Origin of the sequence: Amnibacterium sp., from assembly GCF_025463795.1 — a bacterium.
In the GTDB taxonomy this organism is placed as follows: domain Bacteria; phylum Actinomycetota; class Actinomycetes; order Actinomycetales; family Microbacteriaceae; genus Amnibacterium.
The window spans coordinates 1-3,808 of the sequence record NZ_JAODBE010000182.1 but is presented as its reverse complement, the minus strand read 5'-3'; the positions used below and the strand labels follow the sequence as shown (position 1 = coordinate 3,808).

3 protein-coding genes and 1 pseudogene are annotated in these 3,808 nt (G+C 72.5%); 1 reads left to right on the top strand and 3 read right to left on the bottom strand.

What is annotated here, in order from left to right; translation table 11 throughout:
- From JWQ92_RS15440 to JWQ92_RS15430, 3 genes are all read right to left on the bottom strand, one after another.
- Positions 1-967 (bottom strand): sigma-70 family RNA polymerase sigma factor (locus JWQ92_RS15440; RefSeq protein ID WP_297345352.1); only part of this gene is annotated, 967 nt, incomplete at its 3' end.
- 260 nt (positions 968-1,227) lie between these two features.
- Positions 1,228-2,550, bottom strand: coding sequence for a nitrate/nitrite transporter (locus JWQ92_RS15435; protein WP_297345351.1), 1,323 nt, complete (start codon positions 2,548-2,550; stop codon positions 1,228-1,230).
- A complete protein-coding gene (locus JWQ92_RS15430) occupies positions 2,547-3,464 on the bottom strand; it encodes a proteasome assembly chaperone family protein (RefSeq protein WP_297345350.1) in 918 nt (305 codons plus the stop codon). The genes JWQ92_RS15435 and JWQ92_RS15430 overlap by 4 nt, the downstream gene beginning before the upstream one ends.
- A gap of 87 nt (positions 3,465-3,551) precedes the next feature.
- On the opposite strand from JWQ92_RS15430, the pseudogene JWQ92_RS15425 reads away from it, so the two are divergent.
- Positions 3,552-3,808, top strand: a pseudogene (locus tag JWQ92_RS15425) (leucyl aminopeptidase); the annotation flags it as partial.

Genomic DNA, 3,808 nt, shown 5'->3' with positions numbered 1-3,808 from the left:
CCTCGATGACCTTCTCCGGGGTCATGTCGAGCTCGCGGGACAGCTCCTCGGGCGTGGGCTCGCGGCCCAGGTCCTGCAGCATCTGCCGCTGGACGCGGGCGAGCTTGTTGATGACCTCGACCATGTGCACCGGGATGCGGATCGTGCGGGCCTGGTCGGCCATGGCGCGGGTGATCGCCTGCCGGATCCACCAGGTCGCGTACGTGGAGAACTTGAAGCCCTTGGTGTAGTCGAACTTCTCGACCGCACGGATCAGACCGAGGTTGCCCTCCTGGATCAGGTCCAGGAACTGCATGCCGCGACCCGTGTAGCGCTTCGCGAGCGAGACGACGAGGCGGAGGTTCGCGCCGAGCAGGTGGCTCTTCGCGCGCTGCCCGTCGCGGGCGACCCACTTCAGCTCCCGCTCGAGCTCCTTCGACAGCTTGCCCGCCTCGCTCTGCAGCTTCTCCTCGGCGAAGAGGCCCGCCTCGATGCGCATGGCGAGCTCGACCTCCTCCGCGGCGTTCAGCAGCGCGACCTTGCCGATCTGCTTCAGGTAGTCCTTCACCGGGTCCGCCGTCGCGCCCGTGATCGCGGTCGAGTAGACGGGGATCTCGTCCTCGTCGGACATCGACAGCACGAGCGCGCCCGTGGGCAGCGGCGCCTCGGGCGCCTCAACCGTCTCCTCGGTCGCCTCCTCGTCGGTCGCCACCTCGGGCGTCTCCTCGGGGGCGGCGTCGTCGTCGGTCGTCTCGACCTCGGCGACGTCGTCGGTGGTCTCCAGAGCGTCCGCGTCGGCCTCGATGACCTCGGGCGCCTCGATGTCGGCGTCGTCCTCGTCGTCGGCGTCGTCCGACGCCGGCTTCGTGCGAGCAGCGGGCTTGGTCTTCGCAGCGGCGGCCTTCTTCGGCGCCGCCTTGCGCGCAGGCGGCTTCGCGGTCGCCTCGGCGTCGTCCGGCTCGGCGAGTGCGGTGGTCTGGATCGTCATGAAGCCCCCAACTGGCTGTGTCGACGGATGTCGCTCGGCGGTGCGGGTACGCGCCTACGACCGTCCTGCTCGATGCCCGGGCCGTGCTGCCCGGGACGATGTGGTGCGCGAAGGACCTGTGGATCGTGTTCAGATGCGGTCCGCTCCCGCAGATCCCCTCGCTCTGATCAACGCGGTGGCGGCGTGCGTATTCCGAGGTCGGCGGTGGTCCGTGCTGCTGCGCTCCTACAATTGTACACGGGTCGACGGCGTGTCGCGCCTCACCGCCGGCCGGCGCGCCGTCGAAGCCGGCCACCGATGGCCGCCCAGACGGGACCGACGGCCACGCCCTCGGTCTCGAGGAGCACCCGCCGGGTCCGTCGGCGGGCCGCGAACAGCAGCACGAGGCCGACGCCGATCACCAGGTACTGCACCGAGAAGGCGCCGCGGAACGCGGCGAGCGAGTACAGCGGACCGCCCGACAGCGACTGCTCGGCGTCGAGTATCACGCCGATGAGGAACATCATGGTGAAGCTGGCCGTGAAGCCGCCGACGTTCACGACGCCGCTCGCTCCCCCGAGGCTCGTGGCGGGGTTGAAGGTGCGTGCGTAGTCGAAGCCGATCTGGGACGCGGGGCCGCCGAGCCCGAGCGCCACGACGAGCAGGACGAGCAGCGGCAGAGGCGGCGTGCCCGGCCACAGCAGCACGGAGGTCCAGGCGATGCCGATGCCCGTGACGATCCCGAGCACGAGGTTCGAGCGGCGCAGCGGATGGCGTGCGGTCAGCACGCCGAGCATCGGGCCGATCAGGAAGCCGGCGACCACCTGCACGCTGAGGAGGAGCGCCGCGACCGTCGGATCCAGTCCGACGGCCGACACGAGGAAGGGATAGCCCCAGAACAGCGCGAACACGACGCCGCTGGACTGGGTGACGAAGTGGGACCAGAAACCCAGCCGTGTGCCGGGCCGGCGCATCGCGGCGCGCAGCGCGCCGAACGCGGTGCGGAGGTCCGGCCGGGGCACGGCGCCGGCGACCGGGCCGTTGCGTACGACGAGCAGCACCACGACGAACGCGACGCCCGCCAGGCCGGCCGCGCTGAGGAACGCGACGGTCCAGCCCGCGGCCCCGAGCAGCGCGGCGAACGGCACGGCCGAGAGCACCTGCCCGAACTGGCCGATGTTGCCGAGCCACTGGTTCATCACCGGCACGCGTCGCGCCGGGAACCACGCCGCGATGACCCGCAGCACCGCGACGAACGTCGTCGCGTCCCCCGCTCCGACGAGCATCCGCCCGCCCACGGCCGTCGGCAGGGAGGTCGAGACGGCGACGACCGCCTGCCCGGCGAGCATGAGGACGGCGCCGACGGCGAGCACACGCTTCGGCCCGTAGCGGTCGACCAGCACGCCGACGGGCACCTGGAGCAGCGCGTACACCGCGAGCTGCAGCACACCGAGCGTGGACAGCGCCGCCGCCGAGGCGCCGAAGCGGTGCGCCGCCGCGACCCCGGCGACGCCGAGCGAGCTGCGCTGGGTGACGGCGCAGAGGTAGGCGATCGTGCCGCCGGCGAAGACGAGGCTCGCGCGGGTGGTCGCGGTGCCGGTCACGCCTCGTCGTCGGCCTGGCGGCGGATGGCCAGGAACTTCTCGAGCTCGGCGGCGAGCTCGTCGGCGCTCGGCACCTCGCCCTCGTCGTCGGTCAGGGGCGAGCGCAGGGGGTTGCCCGCCATGTACGTGTCGTGACGCTGCTCCAGGGTGCGCACGAGCTGGGCGAGCTCCTCGTTGGCGCCGACCTGCTCGTCGACCCGGGAGACGAAGTCCCTGGACTGCTCACGGAGCTCGTCGGTCGGGAACAGCAGTCCCGTGGCCGCGGCGATGACCTCGAGGGTCTTCACGGCCGCTGCGGGCAGCTCGGTGTCGGCCAGGTAGTGCGGCACCAGCAGGACGAATTCTGCGACCGGCATGCCGAGCTCCGCGAGCCGGAGCTCGAGCAGGTGGAGCACGTTCGAGGGCACGCGGGTGCTCGGCCGCCAGACGCTCATCGCCTCGATCAGCTCCGGGCGGTTCCCGCCGACCGTCACCTGGATCGGCCGGGTGTGCGGCACGGGCATCGGGATGCTGTGGACCCACGTGGTGGCGCTCACCGCGAACCGGTCGATCAACCCGAGCACGGCCCGGGTGAACCGCTCCCACCGGAAGTCCGGCTCGTACCCGGTCAGCAGAAGGAACGGACGGCCGATCTCGTCCCGGCCCTGCGAGAGCACCAGTCGCTGCGGGGTGTACGAGGTGAGGTGGTCCTGCTCGAAGGCGACGATCGGCCGGCGGGCCCGGTAGTCGAGCAGCTCGTCCGGGTCGAACAGGGCGATCGGGACGGGGTCGACGGTCGCCCGGAAGTAGTCCGCGAGCTGCTGCACGGCACCGCCCGCGTCGGCGAACCCGGTGAGGCCGGCGACGAGCGGCAGCCCGGGCGGCACGTCCGCCGCGGCCGGGGTGAGCTCGTACAGATCCTCGGGCTCAGGCATCCGTCAAGCGTACCGGCGCGGGTGTCGCCACCGGTCGGCGGCGGTGCGCCCAGCGGGAGCGGGAGCCGCCCTGCCTAGCATGCGGTCATGCCGATCCCCACCCTTCTCCTCTCCTCCGCGGCGCCCGCCACGATCGACGCCGACGTGCTCGTGCTCGCCGTGCGGGGCGGGGACGCGACGGCCGAGCTCGCCCTGCCGCCGGGCGTGGATGCGGCGACCCTCGGGCTCGCCGAGCTCGACCTCGCCGCCCTCGGCGTGAGCGCCGCCGCAGGCGACATCGTGCGGCTGCCCGCGCCCGCCGGGGTCGCGGCCGGGACGATGGCGCTCGTGGGCCTCGGCGCAGC

Excerpts from the sequence above, each read along its gene's own strand:
- JWQ92_RS15430 (WP_297345350.1), bottom strand. The coding sequence starts at position 3,464 with ATGCCTGAGCCCGAGGATCTGTACGAGCTCACCCCGGCCGCGGCGGAC.